The sequence below is a fragment of the Pseudomonas sessilinigenes genome, assembly GCF_003850565.1.
Taxonomy (GTDB): domain Bacteria; phylum Pseudomonadota; class Gammaproteobacteria; order Pseudomonadales; family Pseudomonadaceae; genus Aquipseudomonas; species Aquipseudomonas sessilinigenes.
Genome location: NZ_CP027706.1, coordinates 6,723,157 through 6,742,992, shown reverse-complemented (window position 1 = coordinate 6,742,992; position 19,836 = coordinate 6,723,157). Strand labels below are relative to the sequence as shown.

Here is a 19,836-nt window from a genome sequence, read left to right as displayed (position 1 = left end):
GATCTGATGATGAATATGCATGTTCCCGCCTCGAACAAGGTCGCCGATGCGGCGGCCAAGGCCAAGCACTCTTCTGCGCCGTCGTCGGCCACCAGCCTGTCCGCCCTGTGGCGCCCGGCGCTGGTCCAGGCTTTCGTCAAGCTCGACCCACGGCAACTGCAGCGCTCGCCAGTGATGCTGGTGGTGGAGCTGACCGCGATCCTCACCACTGTGCTGTGCTTGGTGCCCAACACTGCGGTGCCGACTTTCGTGGCCGCGCAGATCGCCCTGTGGCTGTGGTTCACCGTGCTGTTCGCCAACTTCGCCGAGGCCCTGGCCGAAGGGCGTGGCAAGGCTCGTGCCGACAGCCTCAAGGCCGGCAGCGAAGGCCTGAGCGCCCGGCGCAGGAGTGCTGATGGCAGCTTCCAGCTGGTGCCAGCGGCCAACCTGCGCAAAGGCGATGTGGTGCGGGTCGATGCCGGGGAAATGATCCCGGGTGACGGTGAAGTGATCGAAGGCATCGCCGCGGTCAACGAAGCGGCGATCACCGGGGAGTCGGCGCCGGTGATCCGCGAGTCCGGTGGCGATCGCTCGGCGGTGACCGGCAACACCCGGCTGGTGTCCGACTGGTTGCTGGTGCGTATCACCAGCAATCCCGGGGAGTCGACCCTGGACCGCATGATCGCCCTGGTGGAAGGCGCCAAGCGCCAGAAAACCCCCAATGAGGTGGCCCTGGACATCCTGCTGATCGGCCTGACCTTGATCTTCCTGCTGGTGGTGGTGACCCTGCAGCCGTTCGCCCATTTCGCCAATGGCAGCTTGCCGCTGGTGTTCCTGGTGGCACTGCTGGTGACGCTGATTCCGACCACCATCGGCGGCCTGCTGTCGGCCATTGGCATCGCCGGCATGGACCGCCTGGTACGCCTGAATGTCATCGCCAAGTCCGGGCGGGCGGTGGAAGCCGCCGGGGACGTGCATGTGTTGATGCTGGACAAGACCGGCACCATCACCTTCGGCAATCGCCGGTGCAGCGCCATCCACCCGGCCCCGGGCATCAACGCCGGGGACATGGCCGAGGCCGCCTTGCTGGCATCCCTGGCCGACGACACGGCCGAAGGCAAGTCCATCGTCGAATACCTGCGCGAACTTTATCCACAGCCCGAGCCGGGCAGCGAGTTGCTGGTGGCCGTGCCTTTCAGCGCAGAGACCCGCTTGTCCGGGGTCGACTATCGTGGCCAGGCCTACCGCAAGGGGGCAGTGGACTCGGTGCTGGATTTCGTTGGCCTCAAGCGCGATGACCTGGCTCCGGCACTGGCCCGGGAGGTCGACAAGATCGCCCAGAGCGGCGGCACTCCGCTGCTGGTCTGCGCCGCTGGCCGGTTGCTGGGCGCGATTCACCTCAAGGACGTGGTCAAGCCCGGTATCCGCGAGCGTTTCGCCGAGTTGCGCAAACTGGGGATCCGTACCGTGATGGTTACCGGCGACAACCCGCTGACGGCCGCCGCCATCGCCGCCGAAGCTGGGGTCGACGATGTGCTGGCCGAGGCCACGCCGGAGAAGAAGCTGGCGCGCATCCGCCACGAGCAGAACGACGGACGCCTGGTGGCCATGTGCGGTGACGGCGCCAACGATGCTCCGGCCCTGGCCCAGGCCGATGTCGGCATGGCGATGAACGACGGCACCCAGGCCGCTCGCGAGGCGGCCAACATGGTCGATCTGGACAGCGATCCGACCAAGCTGCTGGACGTGGTGCAGATCGGCAAGGAATTGTTGGTGACCCGTGGAGCCTTGACCACCTTTTCCATCGCCAACGACGTGGCCAAGTACTTCGCCATCCTGCCGGCCTTGTTCACGGCGATTTATCCACAGCTGGGCGTGCTCAACATCATGCGCCTGGCCAGCCCGCAGAGCGCGATTCTCTCGGCGATCGTGTTCAACGCGCTGATCATCGTGGTGCTGATTCCCCTGGCCTTGCGCGGTGTACGGGTGCAGGCCGCGAGTGCCGCCCATCTGTTGCGGCGCAACCTGCTGATCTACGGCCTGGGCGGCATCGTGGTGCCCTTTGCCGGGATCAAGCTGATCGACATGCTGCTGACCGCCGCGCACCTGGTGTAGGCGGCCGGGATTGACCCATCGAGGATTGAGAGATGTCTAGCGTATTGCGTCCGGCCTTGAGCCTGATCGCGTTGATGACCCTGATAACCGGCGTGGCCTATCCGCTGGTGGTCACTGGAGTGGCCCAGGTCGCGTTCGCGGACCAGGCCAATGGCAGCCTGGTCCGCGATGACAGCGGCAAGGTGCGGGGTTCGGCCCTGATCGCCCAGGACTTTGTCGGTGATGCCTGGTTCCACCCGCGCCCCTCCGCAGGTGCCTTTGCCACGGTGGCCAGCGGGGCCAGCAACCTGGCACCGAGCAATCCGGCGCTGGCGACCCGGGTGATCGAAGATGCCAACAAGCTCTTGGTGCCCGGGCAGGGCCCGGTGCCCCTGGCGTTGCTGACCACTTCCGGCAGCGGCCTGGATCCGCACTTGCCACCGCAGGCGATTGACTATCAACTGGCGCGAGTTGCAGTGGCACGCAACCTGCCAGCCGACCGGCTCCGAGCCTTGGTGGCAGAGCACACCGAGCGGCCGCTGATCGGCCCGCCGGTGGTCAATGTGCTGGCCCTGAACCTGGCCCTGGAGCGGCTGTAATCTGGCGAGCCTTAAAAAAGCCCCGAAAGGGGCTTTTGCGATGCTCGAGCCCCAAGGAGTGACGATTGAAACCCATTGTCTTGTCGCAGAGAGATGCCCCATGAGTAATTCCGGTCGCGCCGACGCGCTGCTTGCCGAGCTGCCCCGGGACGGGCGTGGCCGGCTCAAGGTCTTTCTCGGCGCCGCGCCCGGGGTCGGCAAGACCTACGCCATGCTCCAGGCCGCCCATACTCAGATGCGCCAGGGCGTCAAGGTCCTGGCCGGGGTGGTGGAGACCCACGGACGGGCCGAGACCGAGGCACTGCTGGGCGGCTTGCCGCAACAGCCCCTGCTGCGCTCGGAATACCGTGGGGTGCTGCTGGAGGAGATGGACCTGGATGGCTTGCTCAATGCCCGGCCCAAGCTGGCGCTGGTGGACGAGTTGGCCCACAGCAACGCCCCGGGCAGCCGCCATGCCAAGCGCTGGCAGGACATCCAGGAGCTGCTGGCGGCGGGCATCGACGTGTTCACCACGGTCAACGTCCAGCACCTGGAGAGCCTCAATGACCAGGTGCGCGGCATCACCGGGGTCCAGGTCCGCGAGACCTTGCCCGACTGGGTGCTGCAGGAGGCCTATGAATTGCAACTGGTGGACCTGCCGCCCCGGGAGCTGCTGGAGCGCCTGCGCGATGGCAAGGTCTATGTGCCTGAGCAGGCCCGGGCGGCCATCGATGCCTTCTTCAGCCAGACCAACCTCACGGCCCTGCGCGAGTTGGCGATGCAGACCGCGGCGGCCCAGGTGGACAACGACCTGGCCCAGGGTTATCGCCGCCTCGGGCAAGCGGCACCGGCGGTGCGCGGGCGGCTGTTGGTGGGCGTCGACGGTGATCTCCAGGCCGAACGCCTGGTGCGCCATGCCAGCCGGGTCGCACAGCGTCGGCATTTGCCCTGGAGCCTGGTGCATGTGGATAACGGCCGTCTTGGCGACGAACAGTCGCGCTTGCGTCTGCAGGCGGCCCAGCAACTGGCCGAGCGCCTGGGCGGGGAGGTGGTCCTGCTGCGGGCGGGCGAGGTGGCCAAGACCCTGATCCAGCACGCTAACGAGCGGCGGGCCAGCCTGTTGCTGGTGGGGCAGTCGAGCCGTCGCTGGCGCCGGCGCTGGTTCGGCGGCGGGCTGGCGGCACGTTTGCTGCGCAACGCCGATGGCCTGGAAATCAATGTCCTGGACAGCGAGCCATTGCCTAGCCAGCCGAGGTTGCGAGTCAAGCATCCGCTGGTGTGGTTCGACTATGCCCTGGCGCTGTTGGCGACTTTGTTGGCCAGTGCCCTGGCCTGGGGCGTGGCTGGAATCCTGGCGCTGCCGAACATCTCCCTGGTATTTCTCGCCGCAGTGCTGCTGGTGGCGGTGCGCAGCAGCCTGGGGCCGGCCCTGGCCTGCGCCGCGCTGTCGTTCCTGAGTTACGACTTCCTGTTCATCCCGCCGAACTTCTCCCTTTCCATCCAGCGCGAAGAAGACGTGCTGACCCTGCTGTTCTTCCTGCTGATGGCTGCGCTCACCGGTAACCTTGCGGCCCGCCAGCGCCGGCAATTGCAGGCACTGCGCGATACCCAGGAGGAAACCGGCGAGCTGCTGGACCTGTCGCGCAAACTCACGGCTGCCACCGATCGGCAGGCGGTGATCAGCGCTGCGATCCAGCACCTGAACGGGCGCGAGGAGTTGCGTATCTGTTTGTTCAACCGCGATGAGCAAGGTGCGTGGAAGGTCGAGAGTGGTGGCACCCAGCAACTCTCCGAAGCCGAGCGAGCCGCGGCCGATTGGGCCTGGCAGCACGATCAACCTGCGGGGTTGGGCACTGGGACCTTGCCTTTTGGCCGTTGGTGGTGGTGGCCGCTGTCAGTGGATGACGGCCCCTTGGGCCTATTGGGTGTGTGTCCCAGGGAGGGCGCGGTCTTCAGTGATCAACGCCGGCGCTTGCTTACCGCGCTCAGCCAGCCGTTGGCCCAGGCCCTGGCCCGGGCGCGCCTGGCCGAGGACCTGGAGGCGGCGCGCTTGCACGGCGAAACCGAGCAACTGCGCAGCGCCTTGCTGGCCTCTGTGTCCCACGACTTGCGCACTCCGCTGACGTCGATGCGCGGCAGCATCGATAGCCTGTTGGCCTTGGGCGAGGCGATTCCCCTCGAGGATCGCAGGGAACTGCTGGAGGGCACCCGGGATGAAGCCGAGCGCCTGGATCGATATATCCAGAACCTGCTGGACATGACCCGGCTTGGCCATGGCGCCTTGAAGCTGGCCCGCGACTGGGTCACCCCGGCGGATATCGTCGGCAGCGCGCTCAATCGCCTGCGGGTGGTGCTGGCGCCGTTGCAGGTCAGCACGCAGTTGCCCCAGGATCTTCCGCTGCTGTATGTACACGCGGCGCTGATCGAACAGGCCCTGGTCAATGTGCTGGAGAATGCGGCGCGTTTTTCCCCGGTCCATGGCCGCCTGCACCTGGCGGTTCGCGCCGACGAGCAGGCGCTGAGTTTCGCTGTGAGCGACGAGGGGCCGGGTATTCCGGAGGAGGAGCGGGCGAAGATCTTCGACATGTTCTACACCGCCGCCAGGGGCGATCGGGGCGGCCAGGGTACGGGCCTGGGGCTGGCGATCTGCAAGGGCATGGTGGGTGCCCATGGCGGGCACATCAGTGTCGCCGATGGCATCGATGGGAAGGGTACCTGTATCACCCTGTACCTGCCCTTGCAGGCCCAGCCGGAACTCGAGGGTGAGCTGTGACGCGATCGGTGGCAGGGGCGAGGGCTCCTGCAAAAGCCCTCTGGAGGAGATTGGCGTTGCGCTACTCTCTTGTCTCTTATTTGTCTTGAACTGAACCCATGAGCCAGACCGCGACCATCCTGGTCATCGACGACGAGCCGCAGATCCGCAAATTCCTGCGCATCAGCCTGGCGTCCCAAGGATACAAAGTGATTGAAGCCGGCACCGGTACCGAGGGCCTGGCCCAGGCGGCGTTGAACAAGCCGGACCTGCTGGTGCTCGACCTGGGGTTGCCGGACATGGATGGCCAGCAGGTGCTGCGCGAATTTCGCGAGTGGTCGGCGGTACCAGTGCTGGTGCTCTCGGTGCGGGCCAGCGAGTTGCAGAAGGTCGAAGCCCTGGACGGCGGGGCCAACGACTATGTCACCAAGCCGTTCGGTATCCAGGAGTTCCTGGCTCGCATACGCGCCCTGTTGCGCCAGGCACCGTCGGGAGAAGTCCAGGAAGCGGCGTTGCAGGTGGGGCCCTTGACGGTCGACCTGGCGTACCGCCGGGTCTTGCTCGAGGACGTGGAAGTGGCCCTGACACGCAAGGAATATGCGGTATTGGCCCAGCTGGCCCGCCACCCGGGGCGGGTGATCACCCAGCAGCAACTGCTCAAGGACATCTGGGGGCCGACCCATACCGAGGACAGTCATTACCTGCGGATCGTGGTCGGGCACCTGCGCCAGAAGCTGGCAGACGATCCGACCCGGCCGCGTTTTATCGTCACCGAGGCCGGGGTCGGTTATCGCTTGTTGACGGGCGAAGCTTGAGCTAGAGCTGCTCCTGTTCGTAGCGGTCGAGGGTGTCGCTGGCGATTTCCCGACCCAGGGCGATCAGCTCCGGCGCCTTGTAGAATTCGAAGAAACGACACACCCGCTTGGGTACGTTGATCAGGATATCCGGCGGGTAGCCGGCGATCTTGTACTGGGCCAGGGACGTCTGCATGACTTCGAAGCTCTGGTTGACCAGGTCCAGCAGCGAGGCGGGGCCGACGTTATCGACGATGAACGAGCCGCTGGCCGACCTGGGGGCACCGTCGGTTTCCGGGGCCGCGGCGGGCTGTTGGGACTCAGGTTCGGCGCCTTCGACCCAGGGATTGATCTGCGCCGCATCGCTTCTAAATGCCTCTTGCTCCAGCAACAACAGTTGCTCGGCCTGCTTGCGTCGGAATGGCAGGCGCGAGCCCAACGAGTTGATCAGGCTGTCGAAGCGGCTCTTGAAGGCTGGGGGGCGCTGGATCACCGGCAACTGATAGTGCCGCTGGTTGGTGGAGTTGAGATTGACCGCGATGATCAGGTCGCAGTGGCTGGACACCACCGGAACGATCGGCAGCGGGTTGAGCAGGCCGCCGTCCACCAGCATGCGATTGCCCTGCATCACCGGGGTGAACAGGCTGGGAATGGCCGCCGAGGCGCGCATGGCTTGATGCAGGCAGCCTTCCTGGAACCAGATTTCCTGCTGGTTGGTCAGGTCGGTGGCAACCGCGGTGTAGGGAATGCGCAAGTCTTCGATGTTCACGTCACCGACGATCTTGCGAATCTGCCCGAAGACTTTTTCGCCGCGAATGGCTCCCAGGCGAAAGCTCACATCCACCAGGCGCAGTACGTCGAGGTAATCCAGGCTTTCGATCCACTCGCGGTACTGCGCGAGCTTGCCGGCCGAGTAGATACCGCCTACCACGGCGCCCATGGAGCAGCCAGCGATACAGGCAATTTCATAACCGCGCTTCTCGATTTCCTCGATCACCCCGATATGGGCGTACCCGCGGGCACCTCCCGAGCCGAGGACCAGTGCGACACGTTTGTTCATGATCTGTCCTTTCGCCAAGCAGGTTGCAACAATGCACCCATAGCGGCCCGGGGTTCAATCGTCGATGTGCCTGCAGGGGCGCTCGGTGTTTTTCCTGTGCCTGGCTGGCCGCACGGATAGACTGGCGCGGCTATATTTTCCAGAAGATGGGCCTGGCACTTTTTCCTGCGGTCGCCGTCTTACCCTGTACGACTGTTTTCCATTCCTGAGGTGTCATTGATGAAAGCCTGGATCTGCTTGCCCCTGATAGCACTGGCGTTGACCGGTTGCGCAGGCAAGACTGCCTACCGTGATAGCTGCGGCACGCAGCTGGATGCCGCCTGGCATGAGCTGGACCTGGCCAAGGCCGAGGGTTTCGCCGGCACCGTGAGTTACTCCAAGGCACTGTCGTTGCTGACGGGGGCCAAGACCCAGCAGCAATTCGAAGCCTTCGAAGGGTGCACCAACAAGGCCGAGAAGGCGCGCTTCTACATTCGTGAGTCTCGCGCCGGGCGTTAAATCGCCATACGCGTTACGCTGAAACGGTAATACGGGGATCGCGGGTCGATGAACTGGCATTGGGCTGGTCATCGGCCCGCGATGCCGTTCAGGGGAACGGCAGTGCGCTGCCGGATGTGTGTCGTGCTTGGGGGAATCCTTGATGTCTGCCTTGATCGATCGATTGGTGGCTCAGATCCTGAGCCTGGATGTGAACTTGCTGGCGTGCCAGGCTCGCTTGGCCGCCGCCACGGATGGCGAGGCCCTGCATGACCTGCGTGTCGGCGTACGGCGCTTGCGCAGCCTGTTGCGACCTTTGCGTGGTTTGCCGGGTGTCGAGCAGTTGGAGGACGCGGCCAGTGAAGTCGGACGCGTGACCACGCCGATCCGTGATCGCGAGGTGCTGGCGGCTTATCTGCATCAGCATGGCCAGCATGCGCCTGCCGATCGGCGCACCGCGCAATTGCAAGGCGAGTATGCCGCGGTGGCCAGTGGGCCGGAGCTGGCGCAGCTGTTGATGGTACTGGATGCGTTTCCGCGCTTTCTCAGGGCCGCCCAGCACCAAGGACTGTTGGGTGGCTTGCGCCAGTGCATCGAAAAGCGCCTGGCCAGGCAGTGGCGGATCTTGGGCGACGCGCTGCAGGACCCGGCCCATGATCGCCATCGCTTGCGGCTGCTGATCAAGCGCGTGCGTTATGGCGCAGATGCCTATCCCGACTTGGCGCGCTTGCCTGCCAAGGCCGTCAAGCGGCTGAAGGAGGCCCAGGCAGTGCTGGGGGACTGGCACGATTGCTGGCAATGGCTAGCTCAGGCCGAGCATGAGTTGGATCTCTTGCCCTGCATGGCCGTATGGCGGCGCACCATGCTCAAGGCCGAGGCCCGCTCCGATCAGGTACTGGACAAGCTATGCGCTGATTGCTTCCAGGGGTGAGCCGCCAGGTCGCGGCTTTTCTGTCCGCTGCTTTGGCCGGAATAGGCGCTGTGTGCATCCGTGACGCTGGTTAACATCCCCTGTCTTCTTTCTCCATTGAGGTTTTCATGCGTTTCCACGATTTGCTCGAAGCTGTCCGCAACCAGCCACAGGCGCTGGTCATTCCGGCGCAATGGGCCCAAGGGCGTGCCAGCTTCGGTGGCCTGGTGGTCGCCTTGCAGTATGAAGCGATGCGGGCCAAGGTCCCGGCGGATCGCCCCGTGCGCTCCCTGGCGGTGACGTTCGTCGGTCCGGTGGCTCCCGAAGTGCCGGTGAGTTTCGAAGTGGATGTGCTGCGTGAGGGCAAGGCGGTCAGCCAGGTCCTGGGGCGGGTGATGCAGGAAGGCCAGGTCGTGACCCTGGTGCAAGGCAGCTTCGGCGCATCACGTGAGTCGGTGGTGAGTGTCGGGGCCTTGCCGGCGCCCGAAATGAAGCACTGGGACGATTGCCAGGAACTGCCCTATATCCCGGGCGTGACCCCGGAGTTCATGCGTCATCTGGCGATGCGCTGGAGTATCGGCGGCATGCCTTTCACCGGCAATCGCTCCCGGGACATGGGAGGGTGGGTGCGCCTGCGCGGTGACCTGAAGGAGGAGCCGGTGACCGAGGCGCACATCCTGGCGTTGGTGGATGCCTGGCCACCCGCCCTGTTGCCGCACCTGAGCAAACCCGCGGCCGGCAGCACCCTGACCTGGACGATCGAGTTCGTCCAGCCGTTGCTGGAGCTCAGTACGCTGGACTGGTGCAAGTATCGGGTAGACATCGAGCATGCTCGCGATGGCTATGGTCACGCTGCTGCGGCGTTGTGGAGCGCCCAGGGCCAGTTGATCGCCTTGAGCCGGCAGACGGTGACCATTTTCGCCTGAGGTCAGTGTCGGTGGCGCTGCAGCCAGGCACGCCACCAGGCACCGGTGAGGACAAAGCGTGGAAAAGTCACGAATTGTTCTGTCAGCAGGCGTTGTATTGCATCTTGGCGATCACTGAAGGGCTCGGAGGCCTGTGCCTCCAGGCTGTGGCCGTGGCGTTGCAGGCCCAGGGCCGCCAGGATGCCCACCACTCCGATGGCCAGGCTCGCCAGGCTCAGGGAAAACACCCCTGAGACAATGAGCAGGAAACCGACGATGAACAGCGGTACGGCAATCAGGTGCAATACCAGGTTGGTCGGATGCTGGTGGCTGTGTGGGTAGACTCGCCATTGCCAGGCGGGAAGGTTGGGGTGGCGTTGGCCCATGATGATCATCCTTAGTGTCTGGAAACTCATGGACCAAGGATAGGGCGCGGGCCGCCCGGCGACGAATCAAGGCTGGCTATCGGCTCGATAGCACAACCGCGGGGCTCTGGGAGAGAGGGGGTGAGCAGGCCTCACCCCTTGGCAGATGGCGTCGATTCAGAGCTTGAGCTGGCCGATGGCCTTGCTCAGTTCGCCGGCGAGGGTGGCCAGTTCGCTGCTGGTCGTCGCAGAGGCGACAGTCTGTTGCACCGTGTTCTCGGTCACGTCGCGGATGCTGACCACTGCCCGGTTCATTTCCTCCGCCACCTGGCTCTGCTGTTCCGCAGCGACGGCAATCTGGGTGTTGCTCTCGCGCATCTGGGCAACAGCACCAGTGATTTCCTCCAGGGCAGCGCCAGCCTCCTGGGCCTGCTGTACGCAGTCATCGGCCTTGAATGAGCTTTCCTGCATGAAGTCCACGGCATCGCGGGTGCCGGCCTGGAGGGCGGAGACCATGCTGGTGATTTCGTCGGTAGAGGTCTGCACGCGCTTGGCCAGGTTTCGTACTTCGTCGGCCACCACGGCGAAGCCCCGGCCCATCTCGCCGGCCCGGGCGGCTTCGATGGCGGCGTTGAGGGCCAGTAGGTTGGTTTGCTCGGCGATGCTGTGGATAACGTTGACCACGCCGTTGATCTTCTGGCTGTCCTCGGCCAGCTTCTGGATCATCTCGGCGGTCTGCTGCACGCCGTTGGACAGCCCGGCGATGGACTTCTGTACCCGGCCCACCACTTCATGCCCAGTGCCGGCCAGGGTGTCCGCAGTTTGCGAGAGGTCCCGAGTTGCGCCCGCATGCTGGGCGATATGGTAGACAGTGGCGGACATTTCATTGATGGCCGTCGCGGCCTGGTCGGTTTCGCTTTGCTGGCCGAGCATGCCGTGGCGCACATCATTCATGCTCGAAGCCAGGCGTGCGGCTCCCTGGTCGAGTTGGCGGGCAGTGTTGGCCACGGTATTCACCACTCGCTGGTAGCCGGCCTGCATGGCGTTGAAGGCACTGGCCATCTGGCCCACTTCGTCCTTGCAGGACAGCGGTACCCGGGCCGCCAGATCGCCGGTCTTTTCTACATGCAGCATCACGTCCTTCAGGGTATTGAGCTGGCTGAGAAGGAAGCGGATCAGCAACTGCGAAGCGCAGAGCATGGCGAACATCAGGATGAATACGGCGACCGCATAGTTGGTGAAGCGATCGCTGAAAACCTGGGCGAGGCTGGGCGTATGGGCCACCACCGCGATTTGCTGGCCATCGGCACGACTGATGACTTCGGCGCCCAGCAACGGATTTTCGCCAAACAATGGCAGGTGGTTGAGCTGGACCCAACCATTGGCGCCGTTCAGCTGCGGCAGGGGCTGGTCGTTCAGGGTTGGTGTCTGTCCACGGGAGAAATACACCAGGTTCTCGGCGCTGGGCAGCGCTGTGCCAGCAGGCCAGGCATCGAGCAGGCGAGCTTGAGCCTGAGCCGCCACCTGGGCGTTCTGGCCGCGGGCCTGCTGTTCCAGTTGTACTGCATACAGCACCAGCAACAAGGTGGTGACGAAGGCGACCGCATTGACCGCCCAGAATTTGTATTTCAGCGAGATATTGCTAAGCCAGGCACCCATAGAAGGTCTTCTCTGATTGAGCGGAATAGTATTGGCAAGGTGCCATTATTGTGCCCCTATGGGGTCAGAAAAATCTTGATATGCATCAACCAATTTCTGACAAGCCAAAAAAGGCCCTGGCACAAGCGGTGCTATGGCTGGCCAGGTCTTCGGGTGTTTCCTGCCGGTGCAAGGCCACTTCGCGGAGTACCTCTGGCAGATAGGCTGGTTCATTGCGCCCGTTCTTCGGTTTTGGCCGCAGGCTGCGAGGCAGCAAATAGGGGGCGTCGCTTTCCAGCATCAGGCGCCCACGAGGGATCTCGCGTACCAGCGGATGCAAGTGAGTGCCTCGGCGCTCGTCGCAGATCCAGCCGGTGATGCCGATGTGCAGATCCAGGTCCAGGTAGCTGAATAACGCTTGTCGCTCGCCGGTGAAACAGTGCACTACGGCTGCCGGCAAACGGTCACGAAAGTCCTTGAGGATATCCAGCAGGCGCTGGCTGGCGTCGCGTTCGTGGAGAAATACCGGCAGTTGCAGCTCGACGGCCAAGGCCAGGTGTTCTTCCAGCACCTTTTCCTGCTGCGGGCGAGGGGAGAAGTCACGGTTGAAGTCCAGGCCGCATTCACCAATCGCTCGTACCTGTGGTTCGCCCAGCAGGGCCCGCAAGCGCCGTGTGCTGTCGGTGTTCCAGTCGCTGGCGCTATGGGGATGCAGACCGGCCGTGGCGAACAGTCTCTGGCCGCTGGTGTCCAGTTGCTGGCATAGCTCCAGGGCTTGTTCGCTGCCCTCGATACTGGTCCCGGTCACGACCAACTGACAGACTCCGGCTGCATAAGCTCGATCGAGAACGGCTTGGTGTTTTTCGGAAAAACACGGATTGGTCAGGTTGACGCCAATATCGATGAGTTGCATGGTGCTATCTCCGCCTGCGGCCGGAAAGCATATCAGAGCTGTAGATTTAATAAGAAAAACCAAGAACTACAACGAGTTGAAGCTGTCTTTTGCTGCCGGAGGCAGATCGTGGCCACAACGTCCTGAGGCCATTTCACCTGTCTTTCGCACCTTGTCAGCGCTCAAGGCGCTCGGTTTCTGTCGACCAATCCTTAAAAAGCGACGAAGGGTTGAACAGTATTCTTTGCGGAGAACGGATGATCCGATCCTCGATGTTGTTTGCGTTGTGCCTGACATTGCTATTGCCGTTGCCGGCAATGGCGCGCTTGGCAGGCCCGCCGGAAGTGCTGGCTTCGGGCAAGGTGCGCGACCTGGCGGAAATCCGTAGCAGCCGCGTACTGCGAGTGCTGGTCAACCAGAGCCGTAATAGTTCCGGTGAGGTCAAGGGCCAGCCTATCGGTGTCGAGTACCATCGTTTGCGGGCGTTCGAGCAATACCTTAACGGTCACGCCCGCGATGGCCAGGAAATCAGCCTCAAGATCATTCCCAAGGCCAAGGACCAGCTACTGGGCGCCTTGCAGCGTGGAGAAGGGGACCTGGTGGCGCCAGGAGAATTGCTCGAGGCCCAGCCAGGGCATGCCGTCAGCTCCAGTGATCCAATTGCCAGCAATGTTCCCCTTCTACTGGTAGGCATCAAGGGCGAGCGCCGCTATACGCGACCCGAGCAACTCTCCGGAAAGACCCTGACCCTGACTACCGGCAGTGCTGCCGGGGATGCGGTGAGCCAGATCAACCAGCGATTGGCGCTGCGCAAGCTGGCACCGATCAAGATCGAGTGGGTCGACCCCAGCCTGGCAGTGGAGGATGTGCTGGAAATGGTCCAAGGGGGCATCTTCCACCTGACTATCGTGGAGCAGCCGATTGCAGAGCGGTGGAGCAAGATCCTGCCGAAGTTGCGTTTTGATCGCCAATTGAAGATCAGCGATCCGGGGGAGGAGCACTGGTTCGTCCGTCGCGACGCTTCGATGCTGCGGGCGAGCATCGATCGTTTCCTCAAGACCTACAAAACCCCGGCGGATCAGGATGTAGCATTCTTGCGTACCTATCGACGCCAGTATCAGGTGCACTATCCCTTGGCCCGGGCTGATCGTCAGCGATTGGAGAAGCTGCGTCCGGTGCTGCAGAAGCATGCCGGGGAGCAGGGCATGGATTGGCTGAACCTTGCAGCCCTGGCGTTCAAGGAATCGGCCTTGCAACCCAATGCGAAGAGCGGCAGTGGGCCTACTGGCCTGATGCAGATCACCCCTTCTGCGGCGCAGCGAGTAGGTGTCAGTAACATTCAATCGGTAGACAGCAATGTGCAGGCCGGAGCCAAGTACCTGGCGATGATCCGGCGCAAGTTCTTCTCCAGCCCCAAGCTCAATGAGCGCGAACGCATGGCCTTTGTCCTGGCGGCCTACAACATGGGGCCTGAGCGGGTCCAGGGAATGCGCAACGAAGCCAGGCGCCGGGGGTTGAACCCCAACCAGTGGTTCTTCCAGGTGGAGCGTATCGCCATGGAGCAGGTCGGAGTGGGGGCTGTCAGCTATGTTAATAGTGTCAACAAATACTATCTGGCCTTTGATCGTGAGCGAGATTCCCTGGAGCCTCGGGAGCGGAAAGTTGTGTCTCGCAAATAATCGAAAAAACTGATTGTTATTACGGGTTATTTCCGCTTTTAACATGATGAAAACTGATTAGTATGGCGACCAACTTCCTCACCTTACACAGGACTACATAGCATGAGCACTCTGATCAAAAACGTACTGGGCACCCGTGCAGGCTACGGCCTGACTATCCTGCGCATTCTTGTTGGCATCATTTTCGCCGCCCATGGCTCGCAAAAAATCTTCGGCTGGTTCGGCGGCGGCGGCCTGGCCGGTACGGCCCAGTGGATGGAAAGCATCGGCCTGGCCCCTGGCTACCTGATGGCGCTGCTGGCCGGTGGCACCGAATTCTTTGCCGGCTTGGCTCTGATCATCGGCTTGCTCGCACGTCCTGCCGCATTGGGGCTGACATTCACCCTGCTGGTGGCGATCTTCTCGGTGCATATCAGCAATGGCTTGTTCATGGCCAATAATGGTTACGAGTTCGCCCTGGCGTTGCTGGGGGGCACCTTGGCGGTGTTGCTCGAGGGAGCTGGCAAGTTGTCGCTGGACGCCGCCATCACCAAATGAGCCACGCAGCTTTAGGAGGTCGCAGACTTATCGACTGTCCTGGAGCGAGCGTTGTGAAGTTATCCAAGGCCTGCCAATGCAGGCCTTTTTCGTTTTGGCCGAATCTTGACACTGGCCTGCCAGCTTCTCTAGGATGTTTCTCATGCGCCGATTTAAACAGCTACTTGCGGGGCGCCAGGTGAGCCAGCTTGCTCACTATCAGAAGCCATTCCAGGTTTCGAAGTACCGCTAAAGCGCTGGTTCGGTGGTGCCTCTCACCTGCCCGGCAGAAACTTGAGGCAGAGACACGATACGATGAATGCACCACGCCCTCTTCTACGTCTTGCGCCAATCACGGCGAACCTTTCCCAGCGCAATCCGAAAATCCTCCTCTGCGGCAAGCATCAACCGACCTTGTTGCGCTATCTCGATGGTTGGCCTAAACGCTCCGTAGGGCCGGCGGCGTTTCTGATCCAGTTTGTCGAAGAAGGCGAATCCTTGGCGCGTTTTGCCAGTGATAGTTTCGATCTGGCTGTCATTCCAGCCCCAGGGGCACAAGAAGCGATCGAGGTCATCAAGCAACTGACGCGCATCGCTCGACAAGGGCTGATCGTTCGCCGCTAGTTCGAGCCGTCATTCAAATGATCGAGTTGCGTTTTGCCAGCTCTGCCAGTGCCACCAGGCTGGAAACACTGAAACGCTTGAGCAAGCGGACTTTATAGGTGCTCACAGTCTTGTGGCTGATCAAGAGTGTCTGGGCGATCTGCTGGTTGCTCAGGCCGCTGGCCAGCAGTTTCAGGACCGTGATCTCACGGTCTGTCAGTCGGGAAACCAACACGCTTTCCTGGTCGGCGGCCTTGTTGTTCTGCTGCAAGGCACTGAGGGTATCTTCTGGAAAGTAGCTGTATCCAGAAAGGACGGCTTTGACGGCATTATTCAGTTCGTGCAGATTTTCGCCCTTGGACAAAAAACCAGCGGCTCCGGTCAGCAGGCAGCGAAAGGCAAAATTCTTGGCGTCGCTTGCCGTCACCACCAGGATCTTGATGTCTAGCTGTGCACTCCGGACATGGGATATGACCGAAAAACCGTCAAGGTTGGGGATTCCCAGGTCAAGGATCAACAAGTCCGGAACATGTCGGCGTGCTAGTTGGACGGCGTCCGCTCCGTTGTCGGTTTCGGCGACTACGGTATGCTGCTGAGTTTCCAAGGCCATCTTGATAGCCATACGAATCAGTGGGTGGTCGTCGACGACGATGATATTGGCCATTGATAGAGTTCCTTCGGTATCTGGTGGCGCATACGGGGCCGTGGCTGAAAATGCGCCTGGCTCGTAAACCTTGTTGGCTTGGTTCTATGATTGGCTGACCTATCTGAAACCTAAATCGGACAGATCTGATAGGGGAGGGCGAAAAGGGAAGAACGAGTCGCTGCCATTTCTAATGACGGGTCGCGTTTGTAGTTCATTCACGTAACGGAGCAGCCTTTACCTGGCTGGGAGATGGAACACCAATTGAGTACCAAGCTCATCACGCAGGATGGTTACGATGCTCTCAAGCAGGAGCTGGACTACCTGTGGCGGGAAAAGCGTCCCGATATCACTCAAAAGGTCACCTGGGCCGCCTCTCTGGGCGACCGCAGTGAAAATGCGGACTATCAGTACAACAAGAAGCTTCTGCGAGAGATCGACCGCAGGGTGCGCTATATCCGTAAGCGCCTCGAAGACATGAAGGTCGTCGGATATGCACCCGAACAAGAAGGGCGAGTGTTCTTCGGGGCTTGGGTCGAGGTCGAAAACGACGAGGCGCAGGTCAAGCGCTTTCGTATCGTCGGTTATGACGAGATCTATCAGCGCAAGGACTACATCTCCATCGACTCGCCCATGGCCAGGGCGCTGTTGAAGAAGGAGGTGGGGGACGAGGCCGTTGTCGTGACCCCCGCGGGCGAAACCTGTTGGTGGATCAATCAGATCGAATACGTGAAGTAGGCTCGCCGCAGGGCGAGCCTTCAGCTTTCGCGCAGGACATTCAGTGGGCTGACGTTAAGGGCTCGGCGGGTACCAAAGACCCCGGCCCCACCCACCAATAGTGCCCCGGCCAGAGGCAGCAGCAGAAGCCAGGGGTGCGGATGCCAGGGCAGGTCGAAGGCAAAGCGGTAGAGCGCCAGGCTGACCAGCTCGCAACCTAGGGCTGCCAGTAGCCCGCTGGCGGCACCAAGCAGGCCGAACTCGATGCGCCGTGCCTTGACCAGTAAACTGCGTTCAGCCCCAAGGGCTCGCAGCAGTGCTCCTTGGCGAATACGCTCGTCCAGGGTGGCCTGCAGTCCGGAAAACAGCACCGTCATTCCTGCTGCTAGGACGAACAACAGCACATATTCCACTGCCAGGGTGACTTGACCCAGGATACTGCGCAGCTGCTCCAGCAGAGCCTCGACCTGCAGGATGGTCACCGCTGGAAATGCCCTGGACAGTTCGACGATCTGTTGGTCATGACCTGGGCTCAGGTAGAAGCTGGTGAGATAGGTGGCCGGCAGATCCTTCAAGGTACCGGGTTGGAAAATCATGAAGAAGTTGGGCTGGAAGTTGTCCCAATTGATAGTACGCAGGCTGGTGACTTGCGCCTCACGGTTGACGCCCGCGACAGTGAAGGTCAGTCGGTCACCCAGCTTCAGCTTGAGGCTCTGGGCCACCTTGGCTTCCACCGATACGCCAGGCAAGGCTTCGTCAGGCCGGGCAGACCACCAGCTTCCTTGCGTGATGCTGTTGCCAGAAGGCAAGTCGGCGGACCAGGTCAGGCTCAGGTCTCGCTGGACAGCACGGTCCCCGCTGGAGTCCTTGGTGACAAGCTCCGTCACGGGCTCTCCATTGATACTGACCAGGCGCCCGGGTACCACCGGATAGAGCGGCGCCGAAGGAGCCGAGAGTTGCACCAGGCGCTCGGTGAAGGCTTGTTTGTCAGCCGGCAGGATGTTCAGTGCGAAATAGTTGGGGGCATTCTGCGGCAGTTGGTTTTGCCAGGTATCCAGTAATTCTCCCCGCAGCAGGGCGATCAGTGCCATGGACAGCAGGATCAGGCCGAAGGCCATGGATTGCCCTGCTGCCGCGAGAGGGTGGCGCAGCAGTTGTCCCAACCCCAGGCGCCAGGGCAAGGTGGCGCCTGCCAAGAGGCGGCGCAGGCTCTGCAAGAGCAGTAGCAACAGGCCGCCGAGCGCCAATGCCGCGACCAGGCCACCCCCCATCAGCGCGAAGGTCAACACCAGGTCCAGGCTCAAGCGCCACATGATCAAGCCCAGGGCAAGTAGAGCGACGCCGTAGATCATCCAGGTACTGGGCGGAATCGGCAGCAGGTCGCGACGCAACACTCGAAGCGGCGGCACTCGTCCCAATGCGGCCAGTGGAGGCAAGGCGAAACCGGCCAGGGCCACCAGCCCCGTGCCGATACCTGCCATGGCGGGCAGCAGTCCTCCGGGCGGCACATCACTTGGTAGCAACCCCTGTAGCAGGTAAAACAGCACCAACTGCGCCAGCCAGCCAAGCAATGCACCGCTGAGGCTGGCCAGCAGTCCGAGAAGCCCCAGTTGGGCGCTGAACAGCAACATGGTTTCCCGGCGAGACAGGCCCAGGCAGCGGAGCAGGGCGCTGGCATCGAAGCGGCGGGCGGCGAAACGGTTGGCCGATAGCGCCACGGCGACACCCGAAAGCAGCACGGCCACCAGGCTGGCCATATTCAGATAGCGTTCGGCCTTGCCCAGCGCCCCACCGATTTGCTGGTTGCCATCCCGTGCGTCCTGCAGGCGCTGATTGGCCTCCAGGCCTGGCTTGATCAACTTGCGGTAAGCCTCGAGAGCTTGGGACGGGCCGCGCCAGAGTTCCTTGTAGCTGACCCGGCTGCCAGGCTGGACGACACCCGTGGCTTGCAAGTCATCCAGGTTGATCAGGACTCGAGGTGTCAAACTGTAGAAGTTGCCTGCGCGATCCGGCTCGTAAGTCAGGACCCGGGCCAGGCGCAGGGTCTTGCTACCGACGTCGATGCTGTCGCCGACCTTCAACTCCAATGCCGTCAGCAGGCGCGACTCGACCCAGGCTTCGCCAATCTTGGGCCCGCCACCGGGCTCTTCGGAGGCATAGGGACCTGCTGCGCTCTTGAGTTGACCGCGTAGCGGGTAGGCGTTGTCCACGGCCTTGATGCTGGACAGCTGAATTGCGTTGTCGGTGGCAATGACACTGGAGAATTCGACGGTGCGGGCGTGCACGAGCCCTAGTTCTAATCCGCTCTCTATCTGTTGGGCCCGCGCAGGAGAGCTGCCCTCGAGTAACAGATCGGCGCCGAGGAATTCGGTCGCCCGCAGTTGCATGGCGGCGTTCAGTCGGGCACCGAAGTAGCCAATGGCGGTACTTGCCGCGACCGCCACCAACAAGGCGAAGAACAATACCCTCAACTCGCCGGCACGTGCATCACGCAACAATTGGCGTAGGGCAAGGCTGAATAGGCGCAACAGGGACAGGCGTGCCATCAAGGCTCCTGGGGGGCGACCAGCATGCCCGCTTCAAGACGGATCAGGCGCCGGCAACGATGGGCCAGGCGCTCATCATGGGTCACCAGGACCAGGGTCGTGCCGTTTTCCTGGTTGAGTTCGAACAACAGGTCGCTGATGCGTTCGCCGGTATGGCTGTCAAGGTTGCCGGTGGGTTCGTCGGCGAACAATACTTGCGGTTCTGCGGCAAAAGCCCGGGCAATGGCTACGCGTTGTTGCTCTCCGCCGGAAAGCTGGCGGGGGAATGGTTCAGGCGTTGACCCAGGCCGACCCGTTGCAGCAGTTCGGTCGCGTGTTTGCGGGCATCGCGGCGGCCGTCCAGCTCCATGGGCAGCATGACGTTTTCCAGGGCATTGAGGCTGTCGAGCAGTTGGAAGGATTGGAAGACGAATCCTACGTACTCGGCCCGCAGGCGTGCTCGTTGGTCTTCATCGAGCTGGCTCAGGCTTTGCCCGGCAAGGATGACTTCACCACTGCTGGGCAAGTCGAGCCCGGCCAGCAAACCGAGCAGGGTAGATTTGCCGGAGCCGGAGGCGCCAACGATAGCCAGGCTGTCACCCTTATCAAGCTGCAGGTTGAGTTCATGAAGGATAGTCAGCTCGCCTTCCGCGCTGGGAACCACTTTGCTAAGGTTCCGCGCAGTGAGAATGCTTGCGCCCATGGAGAG

General features: G+C 62.3%; 17 protein-coding genes and 1 pseudogene. 11 read left to right on the top strand and 7 right to left on the bottom strand.

Annotated features, from left to right (window positions below; genetic code table 11):
* The first annotated feature begins 9 nt into the window (after positions 1-9).
* The 4 genes from kdpB (at position 10) to C4K39_RS30680 (ending at position 6,218) form a co-directional block, all read left to right on the top strand.
* Positions 10-2,094 (top strand): potassium-transporting ATPase subunit KdpB, encoded by a 2,085-nt coding sequence (gene kdpB / locus C4K39_RS30695; RefSeq protein ID WP_124348241.1) that lies wholly within the window; start codon positions 10-12, stop codon positions 2,092-2,094.
* A gap of 32 nt (positions 2,095-2,126) precedes the next feature.
* Positions 2,127-2,672, top strand: a complete 546-nt coding sequence (gene kdpC / locus C4K39_RS30690) for a potassium-transporting ATPase subunit KdpC (RefSeq protein ID WP_124348240.1) — start codon at positions 2,127-2,129, stop codon at positions 2,670-2,672.
* A gap of 100 nt (positions 2,673-2,772) precedes the next feature.
* Positions 2,773-5,424, top strand: a complete 2,652-nt coding sequence (locus tag C4K39_RS30685; protein WP_124348239.1) for a DUF4118 domain-containing protein — start codon at positions 2,773-2,775, stop codon at positions 5,422-5,424.
* 98 nt (positions 5,425-5,522) lie between these two features.
* Positions 5,523-6,218, top strand: coding sequence for a response regulator (locus C4K39_RS30680; protein WP_068581766.1), 696 nt, complete (start codon positions 5,523-5,525; stop codon positions 6,216-6,218).
* A 1-nt stretch (position 6,219) separates the two neighbouring features.
* On the opposite strand, the gene C4K39_RS30675 is transcribed toward C4K39_RS30680, so the two are convergent.
* Positions 6,220-7,257 carry a patatin-like phospholipase family protein gene (locus C4K39_RS30675; protein ID WP_068581764.1) on the bottom strand — a complete coding sequence of 346 codons (1,038 nt, stop codon included), beginning with the start codon at positions 7,255-7,257 and terminating at the stop codon, positions 6,220-6,222.
* A 219-nt stretch (positions 7,258-7,476) separates the two neighbouring features.
* On the opposite strand from C4K39_RS30675, the gene C4K39_RS30670 reads away from it, so the two are divergent.
* The 3 genes from C4K39_RS30670 to C4K39_RS30660 all read left to right on the top strand — a co-directional run bounded on the left by C4K39_RS30670 (position 7,477) and on the right by C4K39_RS30660 (position 9,570).
* A complete protein-coding gene (locus tag C4K39_RS30670) occupies positions 7,477-7,755 on the top strand; it encodes a hypothetical protein (protein ID WP_068581760.1) in 279 nt (92 codons plus the stop codon).
* Positions 7,756-7,897: 142 nt separating this feature from the next.
* Positions 7,898-8,665 (top strand): CHAD domain-containing protein, encoded by a 768-nt coding sequence (locus tag C4K39_RS30665; protein WP_124348238.1) that lies wholly within the window; start codon positions 7,898-7,900, stop codon positions 8,663-8,665.
* 107 nt (positions 8,666-8,772) lie between these two features.
* The gene (locus tag C4K39_RS30660) at positions 8,773-9,570 is read left to right on the top strand and encodes an acyl-CoA thioesterase (RefSeq protein ID WP_124348237.1); all 798 of its coding nucleotides are present in this window, start codon (positions 8,773-8,775) and stop codon (positions 9,568-9,570) included.
* Positions 9,571-9,572: 2 nt separating this feature from the next.
* On the opposite strand, the gene C4K39_RS30655 is transcribed toward C4K39_RS30660, so the two are convergent.
* The 3 genes from C4K39_RS30655 to C4K39_RS30645 form a co-directional block, all read right to left on the bottom strand.
* On the bottom strand, positions 9,573-9,935 hold the full coding sequence (locus tag C4K39_RS30655) for a DUF962 domain-containing protein (RefSeq protein WP_068581797.1): 363 nt from the start codon (positions 9,933-9,935) through the stop codon (positions 9,573-9,575).
* Positions 9,936-10,091: 156 nt separating this feature from the next.
* Entirely contained in the window at positions 10,092-11,573 is a 1,482-nt protein-coding gene (locus C4K39_RS30650) for a methyl-accepting chemotaxis protein (RefSeq protein WP_124348236.1), read from the bottom strand.
* A gap of 85 nt (positions 11,574-11,658) precedes the next feature.
* Positions 11,659-12,465 carry a TatD family hydrolase gene (locus C4K39_RS30645; RefSeq protein WP_068581748.1) on the bottom strand — a complete coding sequence of 269 codons (807 nt, stop codon included), beginning with the start codon at positions 12,463-12,465 and terminating at the stop codon, positions 11,659-11,661.
* 236 nt (positions 12,466-12,701) lie between these two features.
* Between C4K39_RS30645 and C4K39_RS30640 the strand changes: the two genes are divergently transcribed.
* The 3 genes from C4K39_RS30640 (at position 12,702) to C4K39_RS30630 (ending at position 15,263) form a co-directional block, all read left to right on the top strand.
* Positions 12,702-14,123: an MltF family protein gene (locus tag C4K39_RS30640; RefSeq protein ID WP_068581746.1), complete on the top strand. Its 1,422-nt coding sequence runs from the start codon at positions 12,702-12,704 to the stop codon at positions 14,121-14,123.
* Positions 14,124-14,225: 102 nt separating this feature from the next.
* Positions 14,226-14,660, top strand: a complete 435-nt coding sequence (locus C4K39_RS30635) for a DoxX family protein (protein ID WP_068581745.1) — start codon at positions 14,226-14,228, stop codon at positions 14,658-14,660.
* Positions 14,661-14,954: 294 nt separating this feature from the next.
* On the top strand, positions 14,955-15,263 hold the full coding sequence (locus C4K39_RS30630; RefSeq protein ID WP_083235922.1) for a hypothetical protein: 309 nt from the start codon (positions 14,955-14,957) through the stop codon (positions 15,261-15,263).
* A gap of 13 nt (positions 15,264-15,276) precedes the next feature.
* On the opposite strand, the gene C4K39_RS30625 is transcribed toward C4K39_RS30630, so the two are convergent.
* Positions 15,277-15,906 carry a response regulator transcription factor gene (locus C4K39_RS30625; protein WP_068581739.1) on the bottom strand — a complete coding sequence of 210 codons (630 nt, stop codon included), beginning with the start codon at positions 15,904-15,906 and terminating at the stop codon, positions 15,277-15,279.
* A 243-nt stretch (positions 15,907-16,149) separates the two neighbouring features.
* Here C4K39_RS30625 and greB point away from each other — a divergent pair, with 243 nt between their 5' ends.
* Positions 16,150-16,623 carry a transcription elongation factor GreB gene (greB, locus tag C4K39_RS30620; RefSeq protein WP_068581794.1) on the top strand — a complete coding sequence of 158 codons (474 nt, stop codon included), beginning with the start codon at positions 16,150-16,152 and terminating at the stop codon, positions 16,621-16,623.
* 20 nt (positions 16,624-16,643) lie between these two features.
* Here greB and C4K39_RS30615 read toward each other — a convergent pair whose 3' ends face one another.
* Together C4K39_RS30615 and C4K39_RS30610 are read right to left on the bottom strand one after the other, a co-directional pair.
* Positions 16,644-19,148 carry an ABC transporter permease gene (locus C4K39_RS30615; protein ID WP_124348235.1) on the bottom strand — a complete coding sequence of 835 codons (2,505 nt, stop codon included), beginning with the start codon at positions 19,146-19,148 and terminating at the stop codon, positions 16,644-16,646.
* Positions 19,148-19,830, bottom strand: a pseudogene (locus C4K39_RS30610) (ABC transporter ATP-binding protein). Before C4K39_RS30610 ends, C4K39_RS30615 begins: the two are co-directional and overlap by 1 nt.
* Between the last annotated feature and the right edge of the window lie 6 nt (positions 19,831-19,836).

Excerpts from the sequence above, each read along its gene's own strand:
- kdpB (WP_124348241.1), top strand. The coding sequence starts at position 10 with ATGAATATGCATGTTCCCGCCTCGAACAAGGTCGCCGATGCGGCGGCC.
- kdpC (WP_124348240.1), top strand. The coding sequence starts at position 2,127 with ATGTCTAGCGTATTGCGTCCGGCCTTGAGCCTGATCGCGTTGATGACC.
- C4K39_RS30685 (WP_124348239.1), top strand. The coding sequence starts at position 2,773 with ATGAGTAATTCCGGTCGCGCCGACGCGCTGCTTGCCGAGCTGCCCCGG.
- C4K39_RS30680 (WP_068581766.1), top strand. The coding sequence starts at position 5,523 with ATGAGCCAGACCGCGACCATCCTGGTCATCGACGACGAGCCGCAGATC.
- C4K39_RS30675 (WP_068581764.1), bottom strand. The coding sequence starts at position 7,257 with ATGAACAAACGTGTCGCACTGGTCCTCGGCTCGGGAGGTGCCCGCGGG.
- C4K39_RS30670 (WP_068581760.1), top strand. The coding sequence starts at position 7,477 with ATGAAAGCCTGGATCTGCTTGCCCCTGATAGCACTGGCGTTGACCGGT.
- C4K39_RS30665 (WP_124348238.1), top strand. The coding sequence starts at position 7,898 with ATGTCTGCCTTGATCGATCGATTGGTGGCTCAGATCCTGAGCCTGGAT.
- C4K39_RS30660 (WP_124348237.1), top strand. The coding sequence starts at position 8,773 with ATGCGTTTCCACGATTTGCTCGAAGCTGTCCGCAACCAGCCACAGGCG.
- C4K39_RS30655 (WP_068581797.1), bottom strand. The coding sequence starts at position 9,935 with ATGGGCCAACGCCACCCCAACCTTCCCGCCTGGCAATGGCGAGTCTAC.
- C4K39_RS30650 (WP_124348236.1), bottom strand. The coding sequence starts at position 11,573 with ATGGGTGCCTGGCTTAGCAATATCTCGCTGAAATACAAATTCTGGGCG.
- C4K39_RS30645 (WP_068581748.1), bottom strand. The coding sequence starts at position 12,465 with ATGCAACTCATCGATATTGGCGTCAACCTGACCAATCCGTGTTTTTCC.
- C4K39_RS30640 (WP_068581746.1), top strand. The coding sequence starts at position 12,702 with ATGATCCGATCCTCGATGTTGTTTGCGTTGTGCCTGACATTGCTATTG.
- C4K39_RS30635 (WP_068581745.1), top strand. The coding sequence starts at position 14,226 with ATGAGCACTCTGATCAAAAACGTACTGGGCACCCGTGCAGGCTACGGC.
- C4K39_RS30630 (WP_083235922.1), top strand. The coding sequence starts at position 14,955 with ATGAATGCACCACGCCCTCTTCTACGTCTTGCGCCAATCACGGCGAAC.
- C4K39_RS30625 (WP_068581739.1), bottom strand. The coding sequence starts at position 15,906 with ATGGCCAATATCATCGTCGTCGACGACCACCCACTGATTCGTATGGCT.
- C4K39_RS30615 (WP_124348235.1), bottom strand. The coding sequence starts at position 19,148 with ATGGCACGCCTGTCCCTGTTGCGCCTATTCAGCCTTGCCCTACGCCAA.